Raw genomic sequence first — 26,846 nt, forward strand, 5'->3', positions numbered from 1 at the left:
AGGCGGGTCAGGACAATCCACATTCCGGTTTCAAATCGGAAATTACGGGAGCATAGCTATGACTGATATTGCGCAGTTGCTTGGCAAAGACGCCGACAACCTTTTACAGCATCGTTGTATGACCATTCCTTCTGATCAACTTTACCTGCCTGGACATGATTACGTCGACCGTGTGATGGTGGATAACAATCGGCCGCCTGCCGTGCTGCGTAACATGCAGACGCTGTATAACACGGGGCGACTGGCCGGGACAGGGTATCTGTCGATTCTACCGGTGGACCAGGGGGTAGAGCACTCCGCTGGCGCATCGTTTGCGGCTAACCCGCTGTACTTTGATCCGAAGAATATTGTGGAGCTGGCTATCGAAGCAGGGTGCAACTGCGTGGCATCGACCTATGGCGTGCTGGCTTCTGTCTCCCGCCGCTACGCGCACCGTATCCCGTTCCTCGTTAAAATTAACCACAACGAAACGCTGAGCTATCCGAATACGTTCGACCAGACGCTGTATGCCAGCGTAGAGCAGGCGTTCAATATGGGCGCGGTTGCGGTAGGGGCAACAATCTATTTCGGTTCTGAGGAATCTCGCCGCCAGATTGAAGAGATTTCTGCAGCGTTTGAGCGCGCCCATGAGCTGGGTATGGTTACCGTGTTGTGGGCGTACTTGCGTAACTCCGCGTTTAAAAAAGATGGTGTGGATTACCATGTTTCCGCCGATTTAACCGGGCAGGCTAACCATCTGGCGGCCACTATCGGGGCGGATATCGTTAAGCAGAAAATGGCGGAAAATAACGGTGGGTATAAAGCGGTTAATTTTGGCTACACCGACGATCGCGTCTACACCAAGTTGACCAGCGAGAATCCAATTGACCTGGTACGTTATCAACTGGCGAACTGTTATATGGGGCGCGCCGGGTTAATTAACTCCGGCGGCGCGGCTGGCGGCGAAACCGATCTCAGTGATGCGGTACGTACGGCGGTGATTAACAAACGAGCAGGCGGCATGGGGCTGATTCTTGGACGCAAAGCATTCAAGAAAACCATGGCCGACGGCGTTAAGCTGATTAACGCCGTGCAGGATGTTTATCTGGACAGCAAAGTTACCATCGCCTGATTACAGCCGGGGTGTCGTTGTGTTAGCGCAACAGTGGACAACCCGGCGGCAGTCTGCAACGTAACGCCTCAGGCAGGATTTCAATATGAAACTCCTGTCCGCTGAGCGGTTCGCCATCAAGATTAAAGGTAATTTCGTGTGGGGCGCGGATATCAAACCACGATGATGCGCCCTCGATGATGTTAGGGTTGTTTTCGGATTGCGTTAACGCCGAAAGCAGCCCTGGCAACAGTTCTTCGCCGGTAAAAATGCGCAGTTGCAACAGACCATCGTTGATCAGCGCCGTTGGGCAAAGCTGTTGCCCGCCACCAGCCTGACGACCATTACCGATACCAATCACCAGCGCCTTACCTTGCCAGTGAAAATCTTCCCCACGAATATCGCAGACGTCGGGTTTGAGCGTATCCATGCGCATTAATCCGTGGATAAAGTATGATACGCCACCCAACGCAGCTTTGAGTTTTTCCGGCGTTTCGGTAGTGATACGTGTGCCGAAGCCGCCGGTCGCCATGTTGATAAAACAGGTTTTATCATTGACCTGCACCATATCGATCGCTGTCGCATTTGCGGCGATAGCCAGCTTTAACGCCTTATCAAGGTCGTCGGGTATCCCCACGCTGGTGGCAAAATCATTTGCCGTTCCCAACGGTAAAATACCCAGCGCCGGAATATTGTCGCCCTGCGACTGGATCAGCGCCGTCGAAACTTCGTTGATGGTGCCGTCGCCGCCGCCGGCAATCACCGTTTCAACGCCTAGCTGACGAGCTTCATCAACGTAGCGTTGGGCATCGCCTTTTTCCCAGGTCACGCGAACATGGATTTCCACGCCTTCATCGCGAAGCTTCGCAATGGCATCACGCAGGGGGAGATTATCAGCACTTTTTCCATTGAGGATCAGTAAACTGGCAGGGAACGCTATCATCCGTTTGCCTCACTTTTTTTCGTTTTAACAAGTGTATGCCAGGAAAGTGTTTATGGCGTAAGAACTGACTGAAAGCGCAGGCGAAGAGATAAAAAAAGCCGCAGAGCGCGGCTTTTCAGATTGGGCAGACGTTACTGCGGGAACCACTGATCGCTGATTTTCTTGTACGTGCCGTCAGCTTTGATTGCTGCCAGCGCGCTGTTCAGTTTTTCCAGCAGGGCTTTGTTATCCGGGCGAACCGCGATGCCAAGGCCAGTACCGAAGTATTGCGGGTCGGTTACTTTGTCAGTGGCTACGCCTAACTGCGGGTTGGTTTTCAGCCACTCGTTAACCACAGCAGTATCGCCAAATACGCCATCAATACGGCCATTTTTCAGGTCGATAATCGCATTCTGATAGCTATCGTAGGCCACGGTTTTCACCTCAGGATGTTTATCCTGCAGGTATTTCTGATGGGTGGTGCCGTTTTCCATACCGATGCGCTTACCTTTCAGGTCGGCAAAGGTTTTATAGGTGTCTTTTTTCGCAATCACCAGCGCGGAGTTGGCATAGTAAGGCTGAGTAAATGCAACCTGCTTGCTACGCTCAGGTGTGATATCCATTCCGGAAATAACCGCATCATATTTCTTGAATTTCAGCGCGGGGATCAGGCTATCGAAAGCGTGATTGGTGAAAGTACATTCTGCCTGCATTTGTTTGCACAGCGCCGTTGCCAGGTCGATGTCAAAACCGACAATTTTATTGCTAGCGTCCAGTGATTCAAATGGCGGATACGTGGCTGATACACCGAAACTAATTTTATCAGCAGCTGAGGCGCCAGCGGCGAAAGTAGCAAGTAATGCGACCAGTACTAACTTTTTCATGGTGGAACTCCCGTCTGTCAATCTTATGATTATTTACCGTGTCTGCGGCGTGGATTAACAATGCCATTTAATGAATTTATATGCAATAAAAATGATTAAATATTTTTAATGACATAAAAAAAGACGGACAATTTAGGTTGTTGTCCGTCTTTATTATTTTAATTTATGCATATTTGCCGGATGGTGGTGCTAGCACCTTATCCGGCCTACAAAAGGTGCATGAACCGTAGGCCTGATAAGCGTAGCGCCATCAGGCATATGCTTAATTCCGGTGTTCAAACGCCAGCGCTTTACGTTCGATTAAGCGCATCATCAGTGTCAGCAAGCCGTTGACGATCAGGTAAATCACACCCGCAGCACCGAATACCATAACGTCATAAGTACGACCGTACAGCAGCTGGCTATAACCCATGACTTCCATCAGGGTGATGGTGTAAGCCAGTGAGGTACTTTTAAATACCAGCACCACTTCGTTGGAATATGAGGAGAGGGCGCGTTTAAAGGCGTACGGCAACAGAATCGCCAGCGTATCCTTTTTGCTCATCCCCAATGCACCGCAGGACTGCCACTGGCCTTCCGGGATTGCACGGATAGCGCCGTAGAACAGTTGCGTAGTGTAGGCCGCACTGTTTAACGACAGCGCAATTAAGGCGCATAACCAGGGTTCAGAGAGCAGATGCCACAGTACCGGATATTCTTGCAATGCCGGAAACTGTCCTGGTCCGTAGTAGATCAGGAAGATTTGCACCAGCAGCGGTGTACCGGTAAACAGCGTGATATAAGCGCGAACCAGCCACACCAGTACCGGCGTTTTCAGCGTCAGGATGACGGTGAAGATCAGCGCCAGCACCAGAGCAACTACGATGGAGGCGACAGTCAGCGTCAGGCTGGTATGCAGCCCTTTCAACAATTCAGGTAAATACTCAAGCATCAGCCTGGTCTCCGCTCAAAACGTGTCGCGCGCAGGTCAATGCGTTTGAGAATGTACTGACTCACCAGCGTAATCACCAGGTAAATAGCGGCCGCCACAATGTACCAGGTAAACGGCTCCTGGGTACGGGTAGCGATGCTCTTGGTTTGCAGCATCAGATCGTTCACGCTGATAAGGCTGACCAGCGCGGTATCTTTCAGCAATACCAGCCACTGGTTACCCAGTCCCGGTAAGGCATGACGCCACATCTGCGGCATCACCAGACGAAAGAAGATCGCGGCTTTAGACAAACCTAACGCCTGACCTGACTCCCATTGCCCGAGTGGCACGGCCTTCAGCGCGCCACGCAGCGTTTGCGACGCGTAAGCGGCATACAGCAATGACAGTGCAATGACACCGCACAGGAACGGGCTGACGTCGAAGTTTTCGATCTGCATCTGAACCGGGATTTGTACAAACCCGAGATTGATCGTAAAGCCATCGGCCAGCGTCAGCAGCAGTTGTGAGGAGCCGAAATAGATAAACAGAACCACCAGAATTTCTGGCAGACCGCGCAGGATGGTGACCAGGGCCGAGCCCGCCCATGCCACCGGGCGCCATTTTACTGACTCCCAGACGGCAAAAAACATGGCGAGCGCAAGGCCAATGATCAGCGCACAAACGGCAAGGCCGACGGTCATCCCGGCGGCGCTTGCTAAAGGAAAAAATTCATTCATCAAATATTACTTCTGGAACCATTTGTTGTAGATGGTCTCGTAAGTCCCATCTTTCTTCACTTTTTCCAGCGCAGCGTTAAATTTCTGCTGCAGCTCGGTATTGCCCTGGCGCACAGCGATGCCCAGACCGGTACCGAAGTAATCTTTATCCGTGACTTTGTCGCCAACCGCGGCCAGTTTTGGATTGTCTTTCAGCCACTCTGTCACTACTGCGGTATCACCAAAGACGCCGTCAATACGACCGTTTTGCAGATCGAGTTTGGCATTCTGATAGCTGTCATACGGCACGGTAGTCACTTCCGGATGTTTATCCATGATGAATTTCTGGTGCGTCGTTCCGTTTTGAACGCCGACTTTTTTGCCTTTCAGCTGATCAATGCTGGTGTATTTACCCTGTTGGCCAACAAACAGCGCAGAGTTGTCGTAGTAAGGGGTGGTGAACAGAACCTGTTTTTCACGCTCAGGCGTGATGTCCATACCGGCCATCACCGCGTCAAAACGACGGAATTTCAGGCTCGGGATCAGGCTGTCGAAGGCCTGATTGGTGAAGGTACAGGTAGCGTCAATCTCTTTACACAGCGCATTCGCCAGATCAACGTCAAACCCTACGATCTTGTTGTTAGCATCGATCGATTCAAATGGAGGATAAGACGCTTCGGTGGCGAAACGAATGGTTTGGGCTGCGGTAGCGGAAAGGCTAAAACCTGCGATTAGCGCGGCAATCAGAACTTTTTTCATTGTATTGTCCCGAATCTTAGTGAGAAAGATAGTTTTTAAACGCTTCGGTTTGCGGGTTGGCAAAGCAGCTCGCATCCCCAAACTCGACGATATGACCGTTTTCCATGTACACCACGCGACTGGCCGTTTTACGAGCAACTTCCACTTCGTGGGTGACGATCACCTGAGTAATATTGGTTTCCGCCAGCTCACGAATGATGCTGACGATTTGGGCGGTGATTTCCGGGTCAAGCGCTGCGGTAGGCTCATCAAACAGCAGCACCTGTGGTTCCATCATCAACGCGCGGGCAATGGCCACACGCTGCTGCTGGCCGCCGGACAGATGCAGTGGATAGCGATCGCTGTACGGCTTCAGACGCAGTCGTTCCAGCAGTTTCTCGGCACGCGCCATCGCTTGCTCTTTTGTCAGACCTAGTACGCGGCAGGGCGCTTCAATCAGGTTCTGCACCACCGTGAGATGCGGCCAAAGATTATATTGCTGGAAGACCATGCCCACGTTTTGACGCAGATCCCGAATGGCTTTATCTGACGGGGTTTTCGTGAAGTCGAAACGGTTACCCGCAATAGAGAGCGTGCCCGAGCGCGGCATCTCAAGCAGGTTGAGTACGCGCAGTAGCGAGCTTTTCCCGGCTCCACTTGGGCCAAGTAACACCAGTGTTTCACCCTGAGGGCAATCCAGCGTGATATCGAACAGCGCCTGATGTGCGCCGTAGAAGCAGTTAATGCCGTTTAATTGAATACTCATTGACACTCGATACTGGCAGTCTGATAGCTATTGAAGCCGCAGATACTACCTTTGACAGAATAGTTATGCAATATTTATGCGTTAAAAGTTAAATGCAAACCGCATTCTTCTCTAAACATAGCACAAAATAGCGGGGCCACCAGTGGGCAAGAATAATTGTCGGCATTCTATGCAGAATGCCAGACAATTAATGGGGGTTATGATTTGGGCGAGTAAATGGCGCGATTAACGGTTTTCGACAGACTGGCGCAACGTCCCGGCTGGCGCGTGTACGCTGCCGCCCAGATAGCGTACATCATCAACGACCCAGCACTGGCCTTCGCGGATCATCAGCACTTCATCACGCCAACTCTGGTCACCCTGTTTCAGCTCTACGCGTAGCGGAATGTTGCGTGCATCACTATTCGGAATAGTCGATGCGCTGGCGACGCTGGCACTGTCCGGAAGTGTGGCGCGGCTGGAGAACGGATCGCTGTTAAACAGGTCGCGGTGTGCGTTATCGCGGCTGGCATCGTTCAGCAGTTTAGCCAGGTTGTCGCTAAGGTATGGACGAAGTGGGGTAAGATCATTGTTTCGATGCTGAATACGGTAATCATAGAATTGTTGAGCCACGCTGTCTGGCCCGCCTTCTACGCATGAACCGCTACGCGTGCCGTTATCTTTATAGACCGGCGTCACGGTCGTACAGGCGCTGAGAAGGAGTGCACATGGAACCAGCAGAGAGAGTTTCGAGTAGCGCATAATGATTTCCTTATTAGCTTTCTACTATTAGTGTTCTACGTTGATAGAATATATCCTTTCAATGATAGTGGATCGGTTCGATAATGCTTTTGAGATCGTGCTCTTAGCGCAAAAAGGAGATTAACCATGCAGTTTTCGACTACCCCTACGCTGGAAGGGCAGAGCATCGTGGAATACTGCGGTGTTGTGACTGGCGAAGCCATTTTAGGCGCGAATATTTTCCGCGATTTTTTCGCCGGCATTCGCGATATTGTCGGCGGTCGCTCCGGCGCGTATGAAAAAGAGCTGCGTAAAGCGCGTGAAATTGCTTTCCAGGAGCTGGGCGAACAGGCCAAAGCGCTGGGTGCTGATGCGGTGGTCGGTATTGATATTGATTACGAAACCGTGGGCAAAGACGGCAGTATGCTGATGGTGAGCGTCAGCGGTACCGCGGTGAAAACTCGCCGATGAAGCGTCTGTTGTGTCTGCTGGCATTTACGCTGTTGCTGGTGGGATGTGCTGGCGAAAAAGGGATTGTCGACAAAGACGGGTATCAGTTAGATACCCGCCGTCAGGCACAGGCTGCTTATCCACGCATTAAAGTGCTGGTTATCCATTACACGGCCGATGATTTTGACTCTTCTCTGGCTACGCTGACCGATAAAAACGTCAGCTCGCACTATTTGATCCCGGCTGTGCCGCCGCTCTACCACGGCAAACCGCGTATCTGGCAACTGGTGCCGGAAAAAGATCTGGCCTGGCATGCGGGGATTAGCTTCTGGCGTGGCGCTACGCGTATTAACGATACCTCAATTGGCATTGAGCTGGAAAACCGCGGCTGGCAAAAATCGGCAGGGATAAAATATTTTGCGCCGTTTGAGCCCGCGCAGATTCAGGCGCTGATCCCATTGGCGAAAGATATTATCGCCCGCTACGACATAAAACCGCAGAACGTGGTAGCCCATGCGGACATCGCGCCGCAACGTAAGGACGATCCTGGACCGCTTTTCCCATGGAAAGTGCTGGCCGAACAGGGAATTGGCGCGTGGCCGGACACTCAGCGCGTAGCGTTTTATCTTGCCGGGCGAGCACCTCATACGCCGGTAGCAACCGAATCTTTACTCGATCTGCTGTCGCGTTACGGCTATGAGATAAAATCTGATATGACGCCGCGCGAACAGCAGCGGGTGATTATGGCCTTCCAGATGCACTTCCGCCCGACGCTGTGGAACGGCGTGGCGGATGCGGAAACTCAGGCGATTGCCGAAGCGTTACTGGAAAAATACGGGCAGGGTTAACGCAGAACACCAATGCCCGATGGTGCTTCGCTTATCAGGCCTACGGCTAATTTAGGCTGGATTTTGTAGGCCGGATAAGGCGCTTCCGCCGCCATCCGGCAATGGTTAACGCGGCAGCTTACCGTGGTCGCGCAGCCAGGCCGCGGTACGTTCAATCCCTGCATCCAGCGTCACAATGGGCTGATAACCCAACTCTTCCTGAGCGCGGGTAGTATCCAGCGTAAAATCAAAATTTAGCTTCGAGACGCCGTAATGCGTCAGCTTTGGCTCTTTTGCCGATTTATTGCCTAAGCGCTCCATGCTGCGGGCAATCATGTCCAGCATCGGGTAGGGAACGGAGCGGATCCGACAATCAATATTCAGCTCGTCGATGAGTTTCTGCACAATGCTGCGCAGAGTGCGATGCTCGCCGTTGGTAATGTTGTACGCGCGACCTGACGGCAGCTTATCGCAGGCTTGCTGACTTGCCAGCCACATCGCGTGCACTGCATTTTCGTAGTAGGTCATATCTACCAGCGCACTTCCGCCGTGCGGCAACAGGATGCTGCCATAGTGGTACATCATATGGGCCAGGCGCGGGATAAAGACCTTATCGTGTGGTCCGAACAGGCTTTGCGGACGCAATACCGTAAAACGCGTCTGCGGGTTGGCCTGCGCCAGCAACGCGATCACGTCTTCGCCAGCTGCTTTGCTGCGGGCAAATTCATTGGCGAAGCGGTGCGGACGAAAGTCCTCTTTGATATCGCGATGGTGGTGATAATCAAAATAGAGCGACGGCGAGGAGATATGAATGAAGTTGCGAACGCCCCAGGCCACGGCCCACTCGCCCAGACGGCGAGTTGCGCGAACGTTGGCCAGATCGAAGGCTTCCTGAGTTCCCCACGGTGAGGTAAAACTGGAGCAGTGCCACAGCGTGTCGATGCCGGCAAGCATCACTTTTGCTTGCGAAGAAACCAGCTCGGTCAAATCCGCATGCACAAATTCTGCGCCCATTTTCTCCAGCAGCTTGCCCATCGCTTCGTTGCGACCGGTGGCTCTGACGCTGACGCCTTTGCTGCATAAAAACTCAACCGCGTTTCGGCCCAAGCCGCTGGTGGCTCCGGTAACCAGTACCTTCATATCAATCCACTGTGTTTAAAAAACGTCGTGCGCATTCTTCCGTGAAATACGCCTGTATGCAATGGGAAACATGAAAGAATACAGGCTCTTTTTATCATTAGTCTGTGATTTGTTCTGCAAGTTTGGCTATACGCTTCGCCATCCCCCTGAAAATGAACAGGTGCGCGGGGATCATCAACAGCCAGTAGAAGAGGCCAGGCATACCGTGCGGATGCCACCAGGCGCGTACATCAATGCGTCGATGATCGCCTTTATCTTCCAGTGTGAAGCTCAGGCGACCCAATCCCGGCGCTTTCATCCCAAACAGCAGCGTCAGCTGTTTCTCCGGCTCAACGATGATGACTTTCCAGCTATCAACGGTGTCGCCAACTTGCAATAGTGGGTGTTCGGGACGACCTTTTGCCAGCTTATGGCCGACCAGCAGGTCCAAGGCCGCGCGCGTCTTCCATAGAATATTGCCAAAGAAATAGCCTTCTTTGCCGCCGAGTCGATTCACTACCTGCCACAGTGCTTTTTTGCTGGCGGCGGTTTCAACGCTAAAGCCAGCTTGTTTGGCGAAATAGCCATATTCTGGACGCCAGCGGGCAAACGCCTGCGCGTCGTAACCCCAGTCGCTGGAGTTGACCAGCTTTTCTTCTTCCTTCAACGTACTGCGCACCGCGTCATCAAAGGCAATCAGCTTTTGCGGGATCAGCGCACGTAGTTCGGTGTCATCGGCCAGCAGGTCGTGTTTTAAGCCCTGGATCAGCGCCTTGGCCGTGGTTGGCGGCACTGACGTAATGACGTTTAAAAACCAGACCGAAATCCAGCGGGTAGGGAAGGGGATGGGGATGAGCAGGCGATGTTTACCGCTGACCGCCATAAAATGCTCGAACTGTTCCTGATAGCTCAACACCTGCGGGCCGGCTGCTTCGAGTACGCGGTGATGTTGCGTGGGATGATCCAACAACGCCACCAGGTAGTACATCAAATTCTCCAGCGCGATGGGTGTGGTACGTGAGCGCACCCAGCGCGGAGGGGTGAGTACCGGCAGGTTGTAGACCATGTCGCGCATCACTTCAAAGGCAGCGGAACCTGCCCCCACGATAATGCCCGCGCGCAATTCCGTCATTGGCACGCCTGATTCACGCAGAGTATCTGCGGTTATCTGTCGCGCACGCAGATGATCGGATTGTTCATGCCGGGGAGCCTGTAATGAGCTCAGGAAAATAAGCTGTTTGACCGCTGTATTACGCAGTGCATCGCGGACGTTCATCGCCACCTGACGTTCGTGGGCGATAAAATCACCGCCTTCACCCATGCCATGGACCAGGTAATAAACCGTATCAACACCCACCAGTAGCGGGGTGAGGTTATCTGGCCAATTCAAATCGACCTTATGGCAACTGACGTTGGCCAGTTGCTGCTTTTCCAGTCGTTCAATGCGACGTGCCGCAGCCAACACCTGATGCCCTTGCTGACTGAGCGCCTGTACCAAATGCTGACCAATGTAGCCACTGGCGCCAAGAACCAAAATCCGTTGCGGCACGCCCATCTCCTTATTGGGTTAAAAAAGTGCGCCAGTGGGCGACGACTTCAGCAAGTTGTTCACGTGATACGTCAAGATGCATCACCAGGCGCACAATCGGGGAGGCGTTAATCAGCACACCCTGCGCTTTCATATATTCACCCAGCGCGGCCGCGTGCTCTTCGCCAACGCGCACAAACAGCATGTTGGTGTCGTGGCGCATGACGTCCGCCCCTGCTTCGCGCAGTTGCTCCGCCATCCAGGCGGCGTTGTCATGGTCTTCCTGCAAACGCGCCACGTTATTTTTCAGTGCATACAGCCCGGCCGCCGCCAAAATACCCGCCTGGCGCATGCCGCCGCCGGTCATTTTGCGCCAGCGAATGGCACGCTTGATGTACTCGTGGCTGCCGACCAGCAGCGAGCCTACCGGCGTTCCCAGACCTTTGGAAAGACAAATGGTGAACGAGTCGCAGTATTGCGTGACATCTTTAAGCTCACAGCCATAGGCGACGACGGCGTTAAAAATACGCGCGCCGTCGACGTGCAGGGCAAGATTGCGCTCCCGGGTGAATTCCCAGGCCTCTTTCAGATACTCGCGCGGCAGCACTTTTCCGTTATGCGTGTTTTCCAGACTGAGCAGACGGGTGCGGGCAAAATGGATATCGTCTGCTTTGATTTTTGCTGCCACTTTGTCCAGCGGCAGGGAGCCATCCGGCGCGGCATCGATGGGTTGCGGTTGAATGCTGCCGAGCACCGCTGCGCCACCCGCTTCGTAGAGATAGTTATGCGCGCCCTGACCGGCGATATACTCTTCGCCGCGCTGACAATGGCTGAGCAGTGCAACCAGGTTCGCCTGAGTGCCGGTAGGTAAGAAAATGGCGGCTTCTTTGCCAGAAAGCTCGGCCGCGTATTGCTGGAGGGCATTAACGGTAGGATCATCACCGTAGACGTCGTCCCCGACCGGGGCGGCCATCATCTCTTCGAGCATGGCGCGACTGGGTCGGGTGACGGTATCACTGCGTAAATCAATCATGGTATCTCCTTATTACACTTCATCCTTCAAGCTGCCTCGGCGTTGGCCGCACCCTCAAACCCCAGTCACATAGTATTCCTATGCTCCTGGGGATTTTCGGGCTTGCCGCCTTGATGCATCATGAATGATTTTGTGTGTGGTTTAATAAGGATGTTTTACCTGAGCCAGTTAGTTTTCGCCAGTTCGATCACTTCATCACCGCGTCCGCTGATGATTGCGCGCAGCATATACAGGCTAAAACCTTTGGCTTGTTCGAGCTTGATCTGCGGCGGGATCGCCAGCTCTTCTTTCGCCACCACCACATCGACCAGCACCGGACCGTCAATTGACATCGCCCTTTGCAGCGCCTCATCAACCTCTGAAGATTTCTCCACGCGAATGCCCGTGATGCCACAGGCCTCGGCAATCCGCGCGAAATTCGTGTCGTGCAGTTCGGTGCCGTCAGTCAGATAACCACCAGCTTTCATCTCCATCGCCACAAATCCCAGCACGCTGTTGTTGAAGACAATAATCTTCACCGGTAACTTCATTTGTACCACCGACAGAAAATCGCCCATCAGCATGCTAAAGCCGCCGTCACCGCACATTGCCACAACCTGACGTCCTGGTTCGGTCGCTTGTGCGCCGAGTGCCTGCGGCATGGCATTAGCCATCGACCCGTGGTTAAACGATCCGAGCAGGCGACGTTTGCCGTTCATTTTCAGATAGCGTGCTGCCCACACCGTTGGCGTGCCAACGTCGCAGGTAAAGATGGCATCGTCAGCGGCAAAGTGGCTGATCTGTTGCGCCAGATATTGCGGGTGAATGGCTTTATCGCTGGGTTTGGCTAAATCATCCAGCCCTTTGCGCGCCTCGCGGTAGTGCTCCAGTGCTTTGTCCAGGAACTGCCGCTCGGTTTTCTCTTCCACCAGAGGTAGTAGGGCACGTAACGTGGATTTAATATCGCCTACCAGCGCCATATCAACTTTACTGTGCGCGCCAATACTCGCCGGATTGATATCAATCTGAATAATTTTGGCGTCGGTGGGGTAGAACGGGCGATAGGGGAACTGGGTGCCGAGCAGGATCAGCGTGTCGGCATTCATCATGGTATGGAAGCCGGATGAAAAGCCAATCAGCCCGGTCATACCCACGTCATAGGGGTTATCGTACTCAACATGCTCTTTCCCGCGCAGAGCGTGCACGATCGGGGCTTTGATTTTAGCCGCAAACTCAACCAGCTCTTTATGCGCACCGGCGCAGCCGCTGCCGCACATCAGGGCGATGTTGCTGGAGTAGCGCAGCAGTTGCGCCAGTTTTCTCAGCTCTTCCTCTTCCGGGGTGACTACCGGGAGCGGCGCATGATACCAGTGCGTGGTGGCGCTTTCAGGGGCGGGCTTCAGCGCCACGTCGCCGGGTAATACCACCACGGAGACGCCACGGTTGAGCACCGCTTTACGCATAGCTATAGCCAGCACCTGGGGGATCTGCTCAGGGCTGGAGACCAGCTCGCAATAGTGGCTACATTCACGGAACAACTCTTGCGGGTGGGTCTCCTGAAAATAACCGCTGCCTATTTCACTGGATGGAATATGCGCGGCGATTGCCAGCACCGGAACGTGGTTGCGGTGGCAATCAAACAGGCCGTTAATTAGGTGCAGGTTGCCTGGCCCACACGAACCTGCGCAGACGGCCAGTTCGCCCGTCAACTGCGCTTCAGCGCCCGCGGCGAAGGCAGCAACCTCTTCATGACGGGTTGGCATCCAGTCAATTGTTCCCATACGATTCAGACTATCACTCAGACCATTTAGCGAGTCACCCGTTACACCCCAAATGCGTTTTACGCCAGCCTGTTCGAGTGTTTTAGCAATAAAAGCGGCAACCGTTTGTTTCATGGTTTTCCTTCTCCTCTAATGTGATACCGGTTACAAGTTTAGATGAAGATAATCGTTATGCTTCTCATTTCCCCCTTATTTCCGGCAGGTTTCATTTAACCTGTATTAAGCGTAGTTTGTTATTGGACATGGTGAAACAAGGAATAAATTCAAATGGTTATAAAACTATTAAATTCAGTTAACCGAGTACTGACTCACGAAGATTTTGGCAAGTTTTTGTTACGCCTTGCCGTCGGTGGGCTGATGCTGTTTCATGGGCTGCATAAACTGTTTGCTGGTATTGATGGCATCAGCGGTATGTTGATAGCGAAAGGTTTCCCGGGCTTTATTGCGTACGGCGTTCTGCTGGGAGAGGTTGTAGCGCCGTGTCTGATTATTCTAGGCATCCTGACGCGTCCGGCTGCGTTGGGGCTGGCGTTTACGATGGTTGTGGCATGGCTGATGGTCGGGATGGGCGAAACCTGGACACTGGATAAAACCGGTGCATGGGCGATTGAAAGTCTGGTGTATTTCTTCATCGGTGCGCTGGCCGTGGCGTTTTTGGGGGCGGGGCGTTACTCCGTTGCAGGAAATTCAGCCTGGCGATAGTTACCATTTGAGAGTCAATACCGAGGCGGGGGTGCGCTAACGGTTTGCCCGCCTCGTCGTTCAATCTGTCGCTAATCTATATGTCATCACTGTTCCATAGTTTGTGCCGACGTCTCAGCGCTCGCTGCGTCAATGCCCTTGCCATCGCGGCGCCTATTTCAGCACTGACAACCAGTCCCTGAATAAACGGACGATCGTGCATCAACCACGGCAGCCCGCCAAAAGCGATGCGATTGCGGGCGTTTTCCGGCGCTTGCAGCGTGTAATCTTCGCCGATATCCGGGATCTCATGGCCACAGGCCAGCAGTTGATCGCGTAGCGTTGGGAAAGGGATATCTTTGCTCTGCAATGCCCGTTGCCCTCGGGCGTCAATAAACACATCGAATTTGCTGCGTCGACCGTGGTGGTAAATTACCGTCATTTCCTGCTCATTCGTACGCTCATAATCCGCACCAAGTGTGAGGATCTCAATCATCCCTGCGTCGTGCAGAGCCAGCAGTCGGCGGACTGATTCAGACGGGATTGCCGCATAATTATCGATAAACACGCGCGCCAGTCCTTGCTTAAATCGCTTTTCATCAGGCGGATCAAGATGTGGGACGATCTCTTCGATTACCTCGTGTAGCCGCAGCAGGGTATAGCGCCATGCGACGGTACGCTGTTCCTGTTTGTTGCGTTCAACTTCAATCAGGTTGCGCTTCGCCCATTCAAAAGGATCGTGCTCAAGCCTGTCGGCAAAGTAGGCCTCGGGGAATGTGTCGGCGTTGAGTGTCTCAAGTGCTATCTCTTGGCTCCATTGCGGAGCTGCATCTTGCAGTTGTTGTACAATAATCCGGAAAATGCGGTCCAGTAATCCTTTTTGCCCATGGACAATGACGTCTTCAATTGCTTCAGGCGTTGCGATATTCAACGATTCATAGGGCAGAGGGCAGTAAAAATCCGCTTCAGGCAGCACACCGCTGCGCGACATTAGGGTCAGCTTCAGGCTTTGGCTGTCGGATTTACAGATAAACTGGAGTGCGTTATCAGCCCCGGTGGTGAAGGCACCGTGTTGGCAGGCCACGGCCATCGCTGCGTCAATCGCGCTGAGCGAAGTGCCGAGAATTCCTACCCGGCAAGCGCTAATCTGGACGTCCATCAGACCGGTCCACGGGCTGGGGAAAAACTTCCGTGTCTGTACATCCGTTTCAGGCCACAGATGACCGGTGGCGATAGCGGCGAAGTCCACCTCGATAGGCTGTGAAGCATGATTGATCCACAGAGAGACCCCATTCGGGTTTGCGCGCAGGTCGGTGACTTCGCTTGATTCGTTTATGCTAATCGCCAAGCCTGAGCCTCGCGCTTTCTCGACGATAGCGAATAAACGATCGCGATAATAGTCACCGAGGATCACGCGGGGCAAAAATTGCCGTTCATGCAAAGAATTACGTTCAATCCGAAACTGCGCCAGATAGTCATCATTTTGATTCTGTAGCCACGTCAGATAACTGATATAAATCGGTGGGATCTCTATGCTGGCTATATTTGCCAGCATGAAGTCTGCGTTGTTGTCGCTGTTATAAGGCATGCCAACGCCCGCCTGTTCAGCTTGCTCATAAAGCTCTATTTCCAGCGGTTCACCGCGCTCAACCAGGGCATGAAACGTATAAATGCCGGTGGGACCGACGCCGACAATGGCCACTTTTTTCATGGGGATCCTTGTAGAAAGTTCGACGTGGTAGTCGGGGATTATGCTTAATCTGCGAAGTGTAAGTGTGGTCGATAATTTACGGGGGGAAGGAGGTATTTTGCCGGGGAGAGTGAAAATATCAGAATTTTGCAGCGCCTGAGAGCATAAAAAAAGGCCACCCGGTACAGCCAGGCAGCCTTTTGCACATCAGATACCGGCCAATTACGCCAGCACTAAATCACCCTGCGGATGGCAGGAACAGGCCAGCACATAACCTTCAGCGATTTCTGCGTCGGTCAGCGTCATGGTGCTGCTGACCGTGTAGTTACCGTCAACCACTTTGGTTTTGCAGCAGCCGCAAACGCCTGCACGGCATGCGGCGACAACCGGAACCTTGTTGCTTTCCAGCGCTTCCAGCAGCGTACTGCCCACCGGCGCATAGAACTCTTTCGCCGGCTGTAGCTTAGTAAACTTCAGACCACTGGTGGCGGCTTCGGCAACAGGTGTGAAGAACTGCTCTTTAAAGAAGCGCGTCACACCCAGTGCTTTGACTTCTTTCTCGACCAGATCCATATACGGTGCCGGGCCACAGGTCATCACGGTACGCGAGGTCAGATCCGGTACGCTTTTCAGCAGTTCGGTAGTCAGTCGGCCGGAAACAAAACCTTCGGTGGCATTGTTTTCAGCAACTAATGTCACCGGATATTCACGCCACTCGTCGGCAAAAATGACATCTTGCGGCGAGCGAACGTTAAAGATTACCTGTACATCCGCTTGCGGGCGGTACTTTGCCAACCAGCGACGCATTGACATGATTGGCGTAACACCACAGCCTGCGGCCAGCATCAGGAACTTGTCTTCCGCTTTATCTTCACAGGTGAACTCACCCATGGTATCGGACAGCCAGATATAGTCGCCGCGCTTCACGTCGCGGGTTAGCCACTGTGAACCTGCACCATCGTCAATCCGGCGGATGGTCAACGTAATGTACTCGCTAACGCCCGGCGTTGAGGAAATGGTGTAAGCACGCAGCGTATCCGCTGAATTACGTACGCTGACCAGTGCATACTGCCCGGCGCGGTAAGGATAATAATCGTGGCACAGCAACGAAATTGTCCATACATCCGGCGTTTCCTGATGGATGTGGTGAACCTGCATCCGCCATGGGCACTGATGAGTTGGCATTGTCATTCTTTACTCCTTACGCGCTCAGCAGTTGCTTCATGTCTTCTTCAACGGTGGTCACGGAACGCAGACCAAATTTCTCGTTGAGAACTGCCAGCAGATCCGGTGTGAAGAAACCAGGCGCAGTCGGGCCAGTTACGATGTTTTTCACGCCCAGAGACAGCAGGGTCAGCAGAATAACAATCGCTTTCTGTTCGAACCAGGAGAGCACCAGAGACAGCGGCAGATCGTTCACGCCACAGCCCAGTTTCTCAGCCAGGGTTACCGCCAGGATAATGGCAGAGTAAGCATCGTTACACTGACCGGCATCGACCAGACGCGGCAGACCTTCGATATCGCCGAATTCCAGTTTGTTGAAACGGTATTTACCGCAAGCAAGGGTCAAGATCAGGCAGTCATCCGGCACGCTGGTGGCGAAGTCGGTGAAGTAGTTACGTTCACCACGTGCGCCGTCACAACCGCCAACCAGGAAGATGTGACGCAGTTTTTCACGGCTCACCAGGTCGATCAGGGTATCAGCAGCGCCCAGCAGGGTCTGACGACCGAAACCTACGGTGATCAGGTGCGGAATTTCACTGTACGGGAAGCCAGCCATCTGCTGCGCCTGTGCGATAACCGGACCGAAATCGTCACCTTCAAGGTGGCTCACGCCCGGCCAGCCGACGATGCTACGGGTCCAGATACGGTCGTCGTAGGCGCCAACGGTTGGGTCGATGATGCAGTTAGAGGTCATCACGATTGGGCCAGGGAAGCGGGCGAATTCAACCTGCTGGTTCTGCCAGCCGCTGCCGTAGTTACCGATTAGGTGTTTGAACTTACGCAGTTCCGGATAGCCGTGTGCTGGCAGCATTTCGCCGTGGGTATAAACGTTAACACCGGTGCCTTCAGTCTGCTCAAGCAGGTTGTAGAGATCTTTCAGGTCGTGACCGGAGATCAGGATGCACTTACCTTCGGTTGCTTTTACGTTGACCTGAGTCGGGGTCGGGTGACCGTATTTAGTGGTTTCACCGGCGTCCAGAATGCTCATCACTTTGAAGTTCATCTGGCCGATTTCCATTGAACACTCCAGCAGAGCGTTCATATCGGAAGGCCAGGTACCCAGCCACGCCATGATTTTGTGGTACTGAGCATAGATATCGTTGTCGTACTGACCAAGAACGTGGGCGTGCTCCATGTAAGCTGCCGCACCTTTCAGGCCGTACAGACACAGCAGACGCAGGCCGAGGATATTATCGCCGATGGTCGCTTTGTCTTTATTCGGGGTGAATTCAGCGGCCTGACGTTGCAGGTCGCCCAGATCGTCGCTGACCAGTTGCAGATCGGCCATCGGGTTGGTGACAGCTGCGTTCGCGTCGATGTTCAGGCATTGTGCTTTCAGGGCGTCGCGCATGGCGATAGCTTCACGGGCATAGCCAACAATACGCGGGGAATCGAAGTTTACGTTAGTCAGCGTGGAGAAGAACGCACGCGGCGCAAAGTTATCAACCTCATGGTCGATGATGCCGTATTCACGTGCTTTAACAGCCCATGCAGACAGACCTTGTAGGGAAGCAATCAGCAGATCCTGCAAATCGGAGGTTTCAGCCGTTTTACCGCACATACCCTGCGCGTAAGAGCAGCCGTTTCCTGCCGGAGTACGGATGGTTTGTTCACATTGCACACAAAACATGGTCACACCTTTTAAAGTTATATTTAATATACATGTTTAAGATTATGCCTGTGCGCGTAGGGATAAAAGGGATTTCTGCTACTACTTGCAGGGAGATTGATTTAGCGCAATTTTGGCGGTAGCTGACTACCGCCAGAGAGGTATTTGCCCGAGCGTCAGGCGGAGAAAAACGCCATCAGCAGAGGCACTAACAGACTCAAAATAAAGCCGTGGACGATGGCTGCCGGGACCATTTCCAGGCCGCCGCTGCGTTGTAAAACGGGCAGGGTGAAATCCATTGATGTCGCGCCGCATAATCCCAGCGCGGTAGAGCGGCTGCGGCCCACCATTCCTGGAATCAACATAATGGCGATCAGTTCACGGGCCAGGTCGTTAAAGAAGGCGGAACTACCAATTACGGGTCCGAACGATTCGGTCAACAGAATACCGGACAGGGAATACCAGCCAAAACCTGATGCCATCGCCAGCGCGGTTTTCAGCGGCAGACCGAGGATCAATGCATTGATAACCCCCGCCAGCATCGAACTGGCGACGACGACGACGGCTACGATCATCCCCCGACGGTTCAGTACAATTTGCTTTAAGGTCATACCGCTGTTGCGCAGTTGGATCCCCACCAGGAACAGTAAAAAGATTAACGTATATTCGCTGGCTTCGGTGGCATGCTGCAGAATGGGAAGCCCAGTGAGGCCGAGCAGGAAACCGATGACGACGACGCCGCAAAGCTGGAGCGACTCAAGCGCCATTGCAATTCGCGAGGGGAGTTTTTCTTGCTTGTGGTTGTGTCTCCAGGGCAGCGAACGCTCCAGCCAGAACAGCGCCGCAATATTACACAGTATAATGACCGTCACGCTGACCGCAGAATAATGAAGAATAGCTAACAGGTTGCTGGCGAGATTATCCAGAAACGCCAGGCTAATACCCATAAAAAAGAGAATAAGGTAGACGATCCAGCTCAACAGGCGATTGATAAGTTGTAATGCAGTCCTGTGCCGGAGCGGAATAAGGTAGCCCACAATAAGGGGAACCAGAATGATTAACAGCCCTGAAAACATGAAAACCAGATCCTTGCTGAGAAGTAAGACGAAATGCGCTAGCACACACTACTCAAAGCAAAGAGGGGAGTAAAGTTGCAAATAAAAGGAAATATAGAGAGGATAAAAAAGACCTGACTTGCGCCAGGCCTTTTTTGTTAGCGATTAATCGCGTTTTTCCAGCAGAGTGCGGTAAATAAGGCCGCCGAGTACTCCACCGATAATCGGCATAACCCAGAAGAACCACAATTGTTGCAATGCCCAGCCGCCCTGGAAAATGGCTACTGCGGTACTACGTGCCGGGTTTACGGAGGTGTTGGTGACTGGAATACTGATCAAGTGGATCAAAGTTAACGCCAGACCAATTGCGATAGGTGCAAAACCTGCCGGAGCATGTTTATCGGTCGCGCCGTGGATCACTAATAAGAAGCCTGCGGTCAGAATAATTTCAATGACGACGGCAGAAAGCATGGAATAACCGCCTGGTGAATGTTCACCAAAGCCGTTTGATGCAAAACCACTGGCCGTTGCATCAAAACCCGCTTTACCGCTGGCAATAAGATACAGTGCCGCTGCTGCAACAATACCGCCTACAACCTGAGCAATAACGTAACCAATAACATCTTTTGCTGGGAAACGACCGCCAGCCCATAAACCGAAGGTTACCGCCGGGTTAAAATGCCCACCTGAAATATGACCCACGGCGAATGCCATGGTTAATACGGTCAGGCCGAATGCTAGCGCGACACCGGCAAATCCAATTCCCAATTCCGGGAATGCGGCCGCCAGCACTGCACTACCGCACCCACCAAAAACGAGCCAAAACGTACCGAAGAATTCAGCTGCTAATTTCCTGAACATAACCACCTCAATTAAAAGTTCCGGGTTCGTATTCCTTGCCCGGTAATTCATCGCTAAAAGGGACGATGATGAAAGAGCGGGTATTTTAGAAAAAAATATCATCCCTTCGCCAGTTAAATTGATGAAAAAATTTGATTTAAGGCAATATGTTGCGATTCCTTTTTGAATCTTGGGTGAATGAAGCATAGTCCAATTAGCGAAAGGACGATGATTAAGTTCTGAAATTATATTCAGGAGAAAACATAAGAAGAATATTCTTATTTTTTTTGCTTTTGCGATTCACGCCAGATTGATATCGGGTGTCCTGAGCACCCGCTTGCCGTTATACTCCTGATAACTTGAAGGAAAAAGTTAGCATTTCCGGAGGCTATATGATTCTCGAACGCGTTGAGATTGTTGGATTTCGTGGTATTAACCGTCTGTCGTTGATGCTGGAGCAGAGCAACGTGCTGATTGGGGAAAACGCGTGGGGTAAATCCAGTCTGCTGGATGCCTTAACCCTGCTGCTGTCGCCGGAGCCAGACTTGTATCATTTTGTCCGCGAGGATTTCTGGTTCCCGCCGGGCGATATACAGGGCCGGGAACACCACCTGCACATTATCCTGACGTTTCGTGAATCCCAGCCGGGTCGTTACCGGGTACGTCGCTATCGCCCTCTGGAAGCCAGCTGGACGCCGTGCCAGGATGGCTATCACCGCATTTTTTATCGTCTGGAAGGCGAGTGTGCGGATGACGGTAGCGTTCTGACCTTGCGCAGTTTTCTTGACGGCGACGGCCATCCATTACCTCTCGATGACATTAACGATCAGGCGCGGCATCTTGTGCGCCTGATGCCGGTACTGCGTCTGCGCGACGCGCGATTTATGCGCCGGATCCGCAACGGTACCGTGCCGGATTCGGCGGACGTCGAAGTCACTGCCCGCCAACTGGATTTTCTGGCGCGTGAGCTGGCTACCCGACCGCAAAACCTGACCGACGGACAGATCCGCCAGGGGTTATCGGCCATGGTGCAGTTGTTGGAGCACTATTTTTCCGAGCAGGGGGCTGGCCAGTCCCGTTACCGTCTGATGCGCCGTCGCTCCAATAACGAACAACGGAGCTGGCGCTATCTGGACATTATTAACCGCATGATTGATAAACCCGGCGGACGTACGCACCGGGTTATTCTGTTGGGCCTGTTTTCGACCCTGTTGCAGGCCAAAGGCACGCTGAGGCTGGATAAAGACGCCCGACCTTTATTGCTGGTGGAAGATCCGGAAACGCGTTTACATCCCATCATGCTTTCGGTGGCCTGGCACTTGTTGAATTTACTGCCTCTGCAGCGAGTGGCGACAACCAACTCCGGTGAGCTGTTATCCCTTACGCCCGTGGAACATGTTGTTCGTCTGGTTCGTGAATCATCCCGCGTCGCCGCATGGCGGCTGGGGCCGGGTGGGATCAGTGCAGAAGATGGTCGGCGAATCGCATTTCATATTCGTTTTAATCGTGCGTCATCGTTGTTTGCCCGCTGCTGGTTGCTGGTAGAAGGCGAAACGGAAACCTGGGTTATTAACGAACTGGCCCGTCAGTGCGGACATCACTTTGATGCAGAAGGGATTAAGGTAATTGAATTCGCCCAGTCCGGTCTTAAGCCGCTGGTTAAATTCGCCCGCCGGATGGGTATCGAGTGGCATGTGCTGGTCGATGGTGATGAAGCCGGGAAAAAGTATGCGGCCACGGTGCGCGGTTTGTTGAATAACGACAGAGAGGAAGAACGCGATCATTTAACCATGCTCCCCGCGCTGGATATGGAACACTTTATGTATCGCCAAGGGTTTGCTGATGTCTTTCACCGGGTGGCGCAAATCCCGGAGAACGTGCCCATGAACATGCGAAAAATTATCTCCAAGGCGATACATCGTTCGTCAAAACCGGATTTAGCCATTGAGGTAGCGATGGAAGCCGGGCGGCGCGGCGTTGACGCAGTGCCAACGCTGCTGCGAAAAATGTTTTCCCGCGTGCTGTGGCTGGCACGCGGCAGAGCGGATTAGTGGTGAAACATCGACGACAGCTGCGAATGGATGCTGTCCAGTAGCTGATAGCGGCGGCGGTATTCTGCGCGTTTTTTGCTGGCAATATCCGCCTCGCTTTTTCGCGCCAGCGTGCGTGGAATATGATAGTACCCGTGTCTGTCGCACTCGCCGCCAACCGATTCCCAAAATGCGTTGTAGTCGGAATGAATTACCTTATTTTTATCGTGGTAGCGTTGGCTGCGAAAGATATGCTGTTCATTGCTGACTGCCATAACATTATCGATATTCAATCGTTCTGCTAACCGGCAAATGGCTTCCATTACAATACGTTTTGGGAATATCCCGTGACAGGACTTAGTCGCTTTTTGGATTGCTTCGTGAGGAAGTTGCGCATTGCCCTGCACACCGCCAATAAATAATGTACTTTTGCCATTATATTCGCAGAACGTAAACGTCATTTTAGTCAGCACGTCGCCGTCGCCATTTTGCACCTGAATAGTGCTCTCTCCCTCTTTATCCAGCACCGGGAACATCATCATGGTTACGGTAAATATATCGCCATCTTTGCCTTCAATTTGCGCCAGCTGTAAGCCGTCATTGCTTAATAAGGCGTTAAATTCTGCGGGTAAAAATGCATGGCGGATAACATTATAATGAAAACGCACCGCGTCTAAACGCATTTTACGGGTGAAGTTTGCGGCAAGGTAAGGACGATGCAAACGCACCGGCAGTCGGGGTTGGTGGGATAGCAGGTTTTCAAGATCCGGCCATTGGGCCAGTTCTGTCATCCATTCCTGGGTGAGGCGAGGTATCAAGAGTGAGCGCCAGATAAACTTACGACGAAAGCTACGCTTATCCCAGCAATGTGCGGGACGTAAATGACCGCTGCTCAGGCTGTAAAAAAGACCAAAGCTGGTGACGGGTTTGGTGGAAAGAAAAGTGCTTTCAGTTAGTTGACTCATAATATAAATCCGATTGATACCCTGGTACTAATTTCAGCACAGCGGATCTTAACCATTCATCAATAACTCTGTTATTCTTGCGCTTTTCAACGGCGATTTATTTAACGTTGATGTTTAGCACTCCACTCTGGTGGACGTATTGGGGGAATTGGGACATTTATGAAGCTCAAGGGAAAAATCAAAAAACGCTATTTTCTGTTCGCCATCATCCTTATTGTGGCGGTAATTGCACTTTGGCGAACGCTTAATGCGCCTTTACCTCAGTATCAAACATTAATTGTTCGTCCGGGCGATCTGCAGCAAAGCGTGCTGGCTACCGGTAAACTGGATGCGCTGCGTAAAGTTGACGTCGGGGCGCAGGTCAGCGGGCAGTTAAAAACGCTGTCGGTCGCGATTGGCGATAAAGTCAAAAAAGATCAGTTGCTCGGCGTAATCGATCCTGAACAGGCGCAAAACCAAATCAAAGAGGTTGAAGCGACGCTAATGGAATTGCGCGCCCAGCGTTTACAGGCAGAAGCTGAGTGGAAACTGGCGCGGGTGACGCTTTCCCGTCAGCAACAGCTGGCAAAAACCCAGGCCGTTTCACAGCAGGATCTCGACACGGCGGCCACCGAAATGGCGGTCAAACAGGCGCAAATTGGCACAATTGACGCGCAAATTAAACGTAATCAGGCTTCTCTCGATACGGCAAAAACCAACCTTGATTACACCCGCATTGTCGCGCCAATGGCAGGTGAAGTAACGCAAATTACTACCCTGCAAGGGCAAACCGTTATTGCCGCTCAGCAGGCACCTAATATTCTGACGCTGGCGGATATGAGCACCATGCTGGTAAAAGCGCAGGTTTCTGAGGCTGATGTAATTCACCTGCAACCTGGGCAAAAAGCCTGGTTTACCGTACTAGGCGATCCGCAGACACGCTACGAAGGCACGCTGAAAGATGTTCTTCCGACGCCAGAGAAAGTGAATGATGCGATTTTCTACTATGCCCGCTTCGAAGTTCCCAATCCGAAAGGGATCCTGCGTCTGGATATGACCGCGCAGGTCCATATCCAGCTCACTGATGTCAAAAATGTTCTGACGATCCCGCTGTCGGCACTGGGCGATCCTATTGGTAACAACCGCTATAACGTCAGGTTACTGCGTAACGGCGAAACCCGCGAACGTGAAGTGGTTATCGGCGCGCGGAATGACACCGATGTGGAGATCGTGAAAGGGCTGGAAGAGGGTGATGAAGTCATTACCGGCGAGGGCAACGCTGGAGCTGCAAAATGACAGCATTGCTTGAACTGAGCCATATCCGCCGCAGCTATCCCTCAGGTGAAGGCCTGGTTGAGGTGTTGAAGGACGTATCCTTGAGCATTCAGGCCGGGGAAATGGTGGCGATTGTCGGGGCGTCGGGTTCGGGTAAATCGACGCTGATGAACATTCTCGGCTGTCTGGACAAACCTACCAGCGGTACGTACCGGGTTGCCGGGCGGGATGTTTCCACGCTGGATAGCGATGCGCTGGCACAACTGCGCCGTGAGCATTTCGGCTTTATCTTCCAGCGCTATCATTTGCTGTCACATTTAACCGCGGCGCAAAATGTCGAGGTGCCTGCGGTTTACGCTGGCACCGAGCGTAAGCAGCGCCTGGCGCGTGCGCAGGAATTACTCCAGCGGTTGGGTCTGGGCGACAGGGTTGATTATCAACCCTCTCAGCTTTCCGGTGGTCAGCAGCAGCGGGTCAGTATCGCACGTGCACTGATGAACGGGGGACAGGTTATTCTTGCCGACGAACCCACCGGTGCACTGGATAGCCATTCCGGCGAAGAGGTGATGGCGATTTTGCATCAGCTGCGCGATCGCGGACACACGGTAATTATCGTCACGCACGACCCGCAGGTTGCCGCACAGGCCGAGCGGGTCATTGAAATTCGTGACGGCGAGATTGTGCGCAATCCGCCGCCACAGAAACCCTCTGGTGGACGCGATATCGCGGAGCCAACGGTGAAAACGGCATCCGGCTGGAGCCAGTTTGTCAGCGGTTTTCGTGAAGCGCTTACCATGGCCTGGCTGGCAATGGCTGCGAATAAGATGCGAACGCTACTCACCATGCTTGGGATCATCATCGGTATTGCTTCTGTGGTGTCGATCGTGGTGGTAGGCGATGCGGCTAAACAACTGGTACTGGCAGATATTCGCGCTATTGGTACTAACACCATTGATATCTATCCTGGCAAAGATTTCGGCGACGACGATCCGCAATATCAACAGGCATTGAAGTATGACGATTTGACGGCGCTACAGAAGCAGCCCTGGGTCAGTTCGGTAACACCTGCAGTATCGAAGAACCTGCGGTTACGCTATGGCAATATCGACGTTGCTGCCAGTGCTAACGGTGTGAGCGGCGACTATTTCAACGTCTATGGCATGACATTTAGCGAAGGGACCACCTTTAACGCCGAGCAACTGGCGGGGCGCGCTCAGGTGGTGGTGCTCGACAGTAATACCCGGCGCCAGTTGTTCCCCAATAAAGCGAAAGTTGTCGGCGAAGTCGTGCTGGTGGGAAATATGCCGGCCACGGTAATTGGCGTTGCAGAAGAGAAACAGTCGATGTTCGGCAGTAGCAAGATCCTGCGGGTCTGGCTGCCCTACAGCACCATGTCCGGACGAATTATGGGGCAGTCGTGGCTGAACTCGATCACCGTGCGAGTAAAGGATGGTTTTGACAGTGCCCAGGCCGAACAGCAACTGACCCGACTGTTGACGTTGCGCCACGGTAAGAAGGATTTCTTCACCTGGAATATGGACGGTGTCTTGAAAACCGCTGAAAAGACCACACGTACATTACAACTCTTCCTGACGCTGGTGGCGGTGATTTCGCTGGTGGTTGGTGGGATTGGCGTGATGAATATTATGCTGGTTTCGGTAACCGAACGAACGCGTGAGATTGGCATTCGTATGGCGGTTGGCGCGCGTGCCAGTGATGTGCTGCAACAGTTCTTAATTGAAGCGGTGTTAGTGTGTCTGGTTGGTGGCGCGTTGGGCATTAGCCTGTCGATGCTGATCGCCTTTACACTTCAGCTATTCCTGCCGGGCTGGGAAATTGGATTCTCACCCGTCGCGCTGTTGACGGCGTTCCTGTGTTCGACTGCAACCGGGGTGTTGTTTGGCTGGCTACCGGCGCGGAATGCGGCACGTCTGGATCCAGTAGATGCTCTGGCGCGGGAATAATGCCACAGAGATAAAAATGCCAGCCGCAAAGGCTGGCATTTTGACTGCGGGATGTACACAATGAGACAGAA

Annotated in this window: 24 protein-coding genes; 7 read left to right on the plus strand and 17 right to left on the minus strand. The window is 52.9% G+C overall.

The annotated features are described in order from the left end of the window. Nucleotides 1-58: 58 nt before the first annotated feature. Nucleotides 59-1,111: a class I fructose-bisphosphate aldolase gene (fbaB, locus tag GUC46_RS08505; protein ID WP_003027312.1), complete on the plus strand. Its 1,053-nt coding sequence runs from the start codon at nt 59-61 to the stop codon at nt 1,109-1,111. 22 nt (nt 1,112-1,133) lie between these two features. On the opposite strand, the gene yegS is transcribed toward fbaB, so the two are convergent. The 7 genes from yegS to GUC46_RS08540 all read right to left on the minus strand — a co-directional run bounded on the left by yegS (nt 1,134) and on the right by GUC46_RS08540 (nt 6,767). Continuing rightward, nucleotides 1,134-2,033, minus strand: a complete 900-nt coding sequence (gene yegS, locus GUC46_RS08510; RefSeq protein WP_032949625.1) for a lipid kinase YegS — start codon at nt 2,031-2,033, stop codon at nt 1,134-1,136. A gap of 131 nt (nt 2,034-2,164) precedes the next feature. Beyond that, on the minus strand, nt 2,165-2,896 hold the full coding sequence (gene artJ / locus GUC46_RS08515) for an arginine ABC transporter substrate-binding protein ArtJ (RefSeq protein ID WP_149911235.1): 732 nt from the start codon (nt 2,894-2,896) through the stop codon (nt 2,165-2,167). Nucleotides 2,897-3,158: 262 nt separating this feature from the next. Next, entirely contained in the window at nt 3,159-3,827 is a 669-nt protein-coding gene (gene artM / locus GUC46_RS08520; RefSeq protein ID WP_003840185.1) for an arginine ABC transporter permease ArtM, read from the minus strand. Then, nucleotides 3,827-4,543, minus strand: coding sequence for an arginine ABC transporter permease ArtQ (gene artQ, locus GUC46_RS08525; protein ID WP_003027301.1), 717 nt, complete (start codon nt 4,541-4,543; stop codon nt 3,827-3,829). Before artQ ends, artM begins: the two co-directional genes overlap by 1 nt. A gap of 6 nt (nt 4,544-4,549) precedes the next feature. Then, nucleotides 4,550-5,281, minus strand: coding sequence for an arginine ABC transporter substrate-binding protein ArtI (artI, locus tag GUC46_RS08530; RefSeq protein WP_003027298.1), 732 nt, complete (start codon nt 5,279-5,281; stop codon nt 4,550-4,552). 16 nt (nt 5,282-5,297) lie between these two features. Further along, complete coding sequence (artP, locus tag GUC46_RS08535; RefSeq protein WP_003027295.1) at nt 5,298-6,026, minus strand: arginine ABC transporter ATP-binding protein ArtP; 729 nt, start codon at nt 6,024-6,026, stop codon at nt 5,298-5,300. 225 nt (nt 6,027-6,251) lie between these two features. After that, on the minus strand, nt 6,252-6,767 hold the full coding sequence (locus GUC46_RS08540) for a lipoprotein (RefSeq protein WP_061549056.1): 516 nt from the start codon (nt 6,765-6,767) through the stop codon (nt 6,252-6,254). A 126-nt stretch (nt 6,768-6,893) separates the two neighbouring features. Between GUC46_RS08540 and GUC46_RS08545 the strand changes: the two genes are divergently transcribed. Continuing rightward, nucleotides 6,894-7,217, plus strand: coding sequence for a heavy metal-binding domain-containing protein (locus GUC46_RS08545; RefSeq protein WP_001160725.1), 324 nt, complete (start codon nt 6,894-6,896; stop codon nt 7,215-7,217). Continuing rightward, nucleotides 7,214-8,044 carry an N-acetylmuramoyl-L-alanine amidase gene (locus GUC46_RS08550; RefSeq protein WP_003027275.1) on the plus strand — a complete coding sequence of 277 codons (831 nt, stop codon included), beginning with the start codon at nt 7,214-7,216 and terminating at the stop codon, nt 8,042-8,044. The genes GUC46_RS08545 and GUC46_RS08550 overlap by 4 nt, the downstream gene beginning before the upstream one ends. A gap of 105 nt (nt 8,045-8,149) precedes the next feature. On the opposite strand, the gene GUC46_RS08555 is transcribed toward GUC46_RS08550, so the two are convergent. From GUC46_RS08555 to poxB, 4 genes are all read right to left on the minus strand, one after another. Then, nucleotides 8,150-9,163 (minus strand): NAD(P)-dependent oxidoreductase, encoded by a 1,014-nt coding sequence (locus GUC46_RS08555; protein WP_003840192.1) that lies wholly within the window; start codon nt 9,161-9,163, stop codon nt 8,150-8,152. Nucleotides 9,164-9,260: 97 nt separating this feature from the next. Next, complete coding sequence (locus GUC46_RS08560) at nt 9,261-10,691, minus strand: SDR family oxidoreductase (RefSeq protein WP_003840194.1); 1,431 nt, start codon at nt 10,689-10,691, stop codon at nt 9,261-9,263. 10 nt (nt 10,692-10,701) lie between these two features. Next, nucleotides 10,702-11,703 (minus strand): low-specificity L-threonine aldolase, encoded by a 1,002-nt coding sequence (gene ltaE, locus GUC46_RS08565; protein WP_044711367.1) that lies wholly within the window; start codon nt 11,701-11,703, stop codon nt 10,702-10,704. 155 nt (nt 11,704-11,858) lie between these two features. Beyond that, entirely contained in the window at nt 11,859-13,577 is a 1,719-nt protein-coding gene (gene poxB / locus GUC46_RS08570; protein ID WP_003027264.1) for a ubiquinone-dependent pyruvate dehydrogenase, read from the minus strand. A 153-nt stretch (nt 13,578-13,730) separates the two neighbouring features. Here poxB and GUC46_RS08575 point away from each other — a divergent pair, with 153 nt between their 5' ends. Then, nucleotides 13,731-14,165: a DoxX family protein gene (locus GUC46_RS08575; RefSeq protein ID WP_003840198.1), complete on the plus strand. Its 435-nt coding sequence runs from the start codon at nt 13,731-13,733 to the stop codon at nt 14,163-14,165. A gap of 76 nt (nt 14,166-14,241) precedes the next feature. Here GUC46_RS08575 and GUC46_RS08580 read toward each other — a convergent pair whose 3' ends face one another. The 5 genes from GUC46_RS08580 to aqpZ form a co-directional block, all read right to left on the minus strand. Continuing rightward, nucleotides 14,242-15,855, minus strand: coding sequence for an FAD-NAD(P)-binding protein (locus GUC46_RS08580; RefSeq protein ID WP_160180099.1), 1,614 nt, complete (start codon nt 15,853-15,855; stop codon nt 14,242-14,244). A 201-nt stretch (nt 15,856-16,056) separates the two neighbouring features. Further along, nucleotides 16,057-17,025, minus strand: a complete 969-nt coding sequence (gene hcr, locus GUC46_RS08585) for an NADH oxidoreductase (RefSeq protein WP_160180101.1) — start codon at nt 17,023-17,025, stop codon at nt 16,057-16,059. A 10-nt stretch (nt 17,026-17,035) separates the two neighbouring features. Beyond that, entirely contained in the window at nt 17,036-18,688 is a 1,653-nt protein-coding gene (gene hcp / locus GUC46_RS08590; RefSeq protein WP_003840204.1) for a hydroxylamine reductase, read from the minus strand. Between the two features lie 155 nt (nt 18,689-18,843). Continuing rightward, nucleotides 18,844-19,743, minus strand: coding sequence for a lysine exporter LysO family protein (locus tag GUC46_RS08595; protein WP_058842341.1), 900 nt, complete (start codon nt 19,741-19,743; stop codon nt 18,844-18,846). Between the two features lie 144 nt (nt 19,744-19,887). Continuing rightward, the gene (aqpZ, locus tag GUC46_RS08600) at nt 19,888-20,583 is read right to left on the minus strand and encodes an aquaporin Z (RefSeq protein ID WP_003840208.1); all 696 of its coding nucleotides are present in this window, start codon (nt 20,581-20,583) and stop codon (nt 19,888-19,890) included. Between the two features lie 371 nt (nt 20,584-20,954). On the opposite strand from aqpZ, the gene GUC46_RS08605 reads away from it, so the two are divergent. Continuing rightward, nucleotides 20,955-22,613: an ATP-dependent endonuclease gene (locus GUC46_RS08605; protein ID WP_003844351.1), complete on the plus strand. Its 1,659-nt coding sequence runs from the start codon at nt 20,955-20,957 to the stop codon at nt 22,611-22,613. Here the strand turns inward: GUC46_RS08605 and GUC46_RS08610 are convergent. Then, nucleotides 22,610-23,557: a VirK/YbjX family protein gene (locus tag GUC46_RS08610; protein ID WP_032939152.1), complete on the minus strand. Its 948-nt coding sequence runs from the start codon at nt 23,555-23,557 to the stop codon at nt 22,610-22,612. The two genes, GUC46_RS08605 and GUC46_RS08610, sit on opposite strands and share 4 nt — an antisense overlap. A 159-nt stretch (nt 23,558-23,716) precedes the next feature. Between GUC46_RS08610 and macA the strand changes: the two genes are divergently transcribed. Together macA and macB are read left to right on the plus strand one after the other, a co-directional pair. Then, on the plus strand, nt 23,717-24,832 hold the full coding sequence (gene macA, locus GUC46_RS08615) for a macrolide transporter subunit MacA (protein WP_003036818.1): 1,116 nt from the start codon (nt 23,717-23,719) through the stop codon (nt 24,830-24,832). After that, the gene (gene macB, locus GUC46_RS08620; protein ID WP_003036815.1) at nt 24,829-26,775 is read left to right on the plus strand and encodes a macrolide ABC transporter ATP-binding protein/permease MacB; all 1,947 of its coding nucleotides are present in this window, start codon (nt 24,829-24,831) and stop codon (nt 26,773-26,775) included. The genes macA and macB overlap by 4 nt, the downstream gene beginning before the upstream one ends. Nucleotides 26,776-26,846: the final 71 nt, after the last annotated feature.

This window comes from Citrobacter sp. LUTT5, from assembly GCF_009905315.1.
Classification (GTDB): Bacteria; Pseudomonadota; Gammaproteobacteria; order Enterobacterales; family Enterobacteriaceae; genus Citrobacter; species Citrobacter freundii.